Origin of the sequence: Herbaspirillum lusitanum P6-12 (assembly GCF_000256565.1) — a bacterium.
Lineage (GTDB): Bacteria > Pseudomonadota > Gammaproteobacteria > Burkholderiales > Burkholderiaceae_D > Herbaspirillum > Herbaspirillum lusitanum.
Window position 1 is genome coordinate 1 of sequence record NZ_AJHH01000057.1, and the last position, 4,110, is coordinate 4,110.

At 64.9% G+C, this 4,110-nt stretch carries 4 protein-coding genes and 1 pseudogene; 1 reads left to right on the forward strand and 4 read right to left on the reverse strand.

The window, feature by feature from the left end:
- Positions 1 to 1,217 (forward strand): hybrid sensor histidine kinase/response regulator (locus tag HLUSI_RS26605; RefSeq protein WP_016832443.1); only part of this gene is annotated, 1,217 nt, incomplete at its 5' end.
- A gap of 25 nt (positions 1,218 to 1,242) precedes the next feature.
- On the opposite strand, the gene HLUSI_RS26610 is transcribed toward HLUSI_RS26605, so the two are convergent.
- The 4 genes and pseudogenes from HLUSI_RS26610 to HLUSI_RS26620 all read right to left on the reverse strand — a co-directional run bounded on the left by HLUSI_RS26610 (position 1,243) and on the right by HLUSI_RS26620 (position 4,109).
- Complete coding sequence (locus HLUSI_RS26610; RefSeq protein ID WP_016832444.1) at positions 1,243 to 1,485, reverse strand: hypothetical protein; 243 nt, start codon at positions 1,483 to 1,485, stop codon at positions 1,243 to 1,245.
- Positions 1,482 to 1,808, reverse strand: a complete 327-nt coding sequence (ligD, locus tag HLUSI_RS34875; RefSeq protein WP_414086228.1) for a non-homologous end-joining DNA ligase LigD — start codon at positions 1,806 to 1,808, stop codon at positions 1,482 to 1,484. The genes HLUSI_RS26610 and ligD overlap by 4 nt, the downstream gene beginning before the upstream one ends.
- Positions 1,709 to 2,524 (reverse strand): annotated as a pseudogene (locus HLUSI_RS26615) (XdhC family protein); the annotation flags it as partial. The pseudogene HLUSI_RS26615 and the gene ligD, both read right to left, overlap by 100 nt.
- Positions 2,454 to 4,109 (reverse strand): xanthine dehydrogenase family protein molybdopterin-binding subunit, encoded by a 1,656-nt coding sequence (locus HLUSI_RS26620; RefSeq protein ID WP_238533903.1) that lies wholly within the window; start codon positions 4,107 to 4,109, stop codon positions 2,454 to 2,456. The pseudogene HLUSI_RS26615 and the gene HLUSI_RS26620, both read right to left, overlap by 71 nt.
- Position 4,110: the final 1 nt, after the last annotated feature.

Here is a 4,110-nt window from a genome sequence, read left to right on the forward strand (position 1 = left end):
CGGGGAGGCGCGCGCGCCAGACTGCCGAAATCGCCAATCGCACCAAGGACGAGTTCCTTGCCATGCTCGGCCATGAACTGCGCAATCCGCTCACGCCGATCCTGACCGCGGTGCATCTGATGCGCCTGCGCGGCGGTGGCGGCATGGAGAAGGAATGCAGCGTGATCGAGCGCCAGGCCCGCCATCTGGTGCGGCTGGTGGACGACTTGCTGGACGTGTCGCGCGTGGCGCAGGGAAAGATCAACCTGCAGAAAAAGAAGCTCGAGATCGCCGACATCATTTCCAAGGCCATCGAAACCGCCAGTCCTTTGCTGGAAGAGCGCCAGCATCGCCTTACCGTCAACGTCCCGGCGCAAGGCCTGCAGGTGCACGCCGATCCGGAGCGGCTGACCCAGGTGCTGGCCAACCTGCTGACCAATGCCTGCAAGTACACCGAGAACCGCGGCCACATCCGTGTCGACGCGATGCTCGACAACAACCAGATCGTCGTGGAGATCCGCGACAACGGCATCGGCATTCGCGCCGACATGCTGCCGCATGTATTCGAAATGTTCGCTCAGGAAACCCAGGCCATCGACCGCGCTGGCGGCGGCCTTGGCCTTGGCCTGGCGATCGTGCGCAGTCTGACCGAATTGCACGGCGGTACGGTACATGTGTTCAGCGCCGGTCCCGGCACAGGCAGCGTCTTCACGATCAAACTGCCGGCCGTGCTCAGCGACGCCACGCCTATCCTGCTGCCGCTGACGCCCGACAATTTGCTCGGGCTGCAACCGCTGGAAGAAGGCTGCCCCATCCTGATCGTCGACGACAATCTCGACGCTGCGCAAATCCTCGGTGAGTTGCTGACCATGCAAGGTCACGAAATCCGCATCGCCTATGACGGGCCGTCGGCGCTGGACATCGTCAAGGATTTCACGCCGCGCATCGCCTTGCTCGATATCGGCCTGCCGATCATGGATGGTTATGAAGTCGCCGGTCATTTGCGCGCCATGCCGCATCTGGAAGGCATCAGCCTGATCGCGCTGACCGGCTACGGCCAGGCCAGCGACAAGCTGCGTTCGCTGCGGGCGGGCTTCGACCATCACCTGGTCAAGCCGGTCGATATCGATGTGGTGGAAGAATTGATCCGCAGCACGCTGGCGGCGCCGGACGAACCTGCCGTTGCGGTGCTCGGTCATCGGGTTACCGGTTCCGAATCGGACGCGGAACCGGCCTGAAGTGCGGATAACTGCTTGCGGCTGATCAGTCGCGGCGCTGCTTATAGGTCTCGGCGGCGTGCATGGCGATGAATTCCTGGGCGTCGCAGATCGCCGCATGTTCGGTCGCGCGGATTTCCGGACAACTGAAGCTGGGTTGACAGCCGCCGTCGACCAGCACGATGCCGCGGTATTGCGACGGCCCCAGACGGGCGATGCCCGCTTGCAGGGAAGGACTGTTGAGTTCCGGCAGGTATTCACCGCCCGGCAGGTCGATAGGGATGGTCATGCCGACTCCTTTTCCATTGAAAACGACGACAGAATTTTTTTGGTAAGGTGCTGCCTGGTTGCGACGTAGTCATGCCATGGATCGCGTTTGAGGGACGCCAGCCGCTTGGGTACGGTGACCACGGTAAAGCTGTCGGCTCGCGTCGTGCCGTCCAGCTCGTCCCAGGCCAGCGGCACCGATACCGGCGCACCGGAGCGTGCGCGCGGCGAGTAGATATCAGCGCCATGTCGTCCAGCTTGGGATCGTGGGTCAGCGTGACCACCGCGCTGTTGGCGTCGAGCTGCAGGCGCAACAGCAAGTCGTCGGGCATCTCGCCGGACAATTCCACGCCGGGGATGTCCCATTCATGCAGGTATTCTTCGCGCGGATCGCAGACGATGACCTGGTAGTCGAGCGCCAGCGCGAACTGCGCAACGTAGCGCGACATCTGTGCGGCGCCGATGATGACCAGGCGATAACGCGGACCGTAGGGTGCGATCAGCTTGCGATCCTGCACCACGGTCTGGCGCGCCTCGCTGTCGGTGGCGAGCGTGGCGGCGCCGGTGTCGAGATCGAGCGTGCGCGTAACGCGCAAGCCTTGGCGAACGGCCGCCAGCAACTCGGTAATGCGCGACTGCGCGGATACCGGCTCCATCATGATTTCCAATGTGCCGCCGCAGGGCAGGCCGAAGCGGTGGGCTTCGTCGGCGGTGAGGCCGTAGGTCAGTGCGAACGGCAGCGTCCGTTCCAGCTCGCCGCCCTGGATGCGGCGGATCAGGTCGTCCTCGACGCAGCCGCCCGAGACCGAACCACGCACATGGCCGTCGCCGCGAATCGCCATCATCGAGCCCACCGGACGCGGCGCCGATCCCCAGGTATGGGTGACGGTGCCGAGCAGGACGCGATGGCCTTGCTCGTGCCAGGCGAGGGCGGTGTTGAGGACGTCGAAGTCGATGGATTCCATGTGCAGGTTTTCCTTCCTTCTTGCGTTAAGCCTTCTTGAGCTGCTCGCGGATCGGCAACTGGCGGATGCGCTTGCCGGTGGCGGCGAAGATCGCATTGCACAGCGCCGGCGCAATCGTCGGCGTGGCCGGTTCGCCGACGCCGCCCAGCGGCACGTCGAGCGTATGCGGCACGATGTGCACGTCGATCTTGGCGGGAGCAGCAAACGCGCGCAGCACTTCATAGTCGTGGAAATTGCTCTGCTCCACGGCGCCGTTCTTGAACGAAATCTCCCCGGTCATCGCCAGGCTGATACCCATGATGCAGGCGCCTTCGACTTGCGAACGGATGCGGTCCGGATTGATCGAGGGACCGCAGTCGACCGCGATGTCGACGCGCGGGATGCTCACTTCGCCTTCATCGTTGACTTCCACCTCGACCACGGCGGCGATGTAGGTCACGAAGCTGTAGCATACCGCCAGCCCGAGGCCGCGGCCCTTGGGCAATTTGCGGCCCCAGCCGGCTTTGGATGTTGCCAGTTCGATCACGCCGCGCATGCGGCCGGTGTCGAGCGGATAACGCTCCGGCGATTCGCCGTAGTTCCAGCCGTCGGCCATCTCGGACGGATTGATCTTGCGCGCCGGGCCGATCAGTTCGAGCAGGTAGTCGCGGTGATCGCGCTTTGCCGCCGCCGCCAGTTCGGCGCTGAACGATTGGACCGCGAAAGCATGCGGAATGTTCGATACCGAGCGGAACCAGCCGATGCGGGTGTGTGCCTCGACTTCCGGCGCTTCCACGCGGATGTTGGGAATCGCATAGGGAATATTCACCGCCGACATCGCCAGTTCGAACGGCGCTTCGCCCTTGGCGCCGGCGGGGCCCCCGGCGTTACGCACGGCCTTGGCCGGTTGGCGTGCGGCGGCTTCCATGGTCTTGCGGAATTCGGCCGAATCGTAGGAGGCGTTGGGACCGTTGTCCCAGGTCAGCTTGAGCGCTTCGCGGCCCTTGATTGCGGCCCAGGTATTGCGCGCGATCACGGCCACGCCGCCCAGCGGATTGAACAGCGCCGGCGGCGGGCTGCCCTTGAGTTCGACCACGCGGATCACGCCCGGCACCTTGAGCGCCTCGCTGCTGTCGACCTTGGCCAGCTTGCCGCCGTAGACCGGCGGACGCGCGATGACGGCGTAGACCATGCCCTCGAGGCGGGTGTCGATGCCGTATTGGGTGTTGCCGGTGACGATGTCGTGCAGGTCGATGCCGCGCGTGCTGTCCTTGCCGATGTAACGGAACTGCTGCGGCGTCTTGAGCGTGACGCTTTCACGCGCAGGCAGCGGCAGTTTGGCCGCGTCGGCGGCGACATCGCCGTAGCCCAGCTTGCGGCCGCTGGGCTTGTGGATCAGTTCATGGTTCTTCGCTTCGACTTCGCCGACCGGTACTTTCCAGCGCGCGGCGGCAGCGGTCTCCAGCATCAGGCGCGCGGTGGCGCCGACCTGGCGCATCGGGCCGAAGGAGTGGCGCATGCTGCGCGAGCCGTCGGTGTTCTGGTTGCCGTATTTTTCCTGGTCGCCTTGCGCCTGCACTACGCGCACGCGGCTCCAGTCGGCGTCGAGTTCGTCCGCCACCACCATGGGCAGGCTGGTGCGCACGCCCTGGCCCATTTCAGAGCGGTGGGCAACGATGGTGACGACGCCGTCGGCGCCGATG

Bases quoted from the DNA above. Each gene is read 5' to 3' on its own strand.
- HLUSI_RS26610 (WP_016832444.1), bottom strand. From the start codon at position 1,485: ATGACCATCCCTATCGACCTGCCGGGCGGTGAATACCTGCCGGAACTC.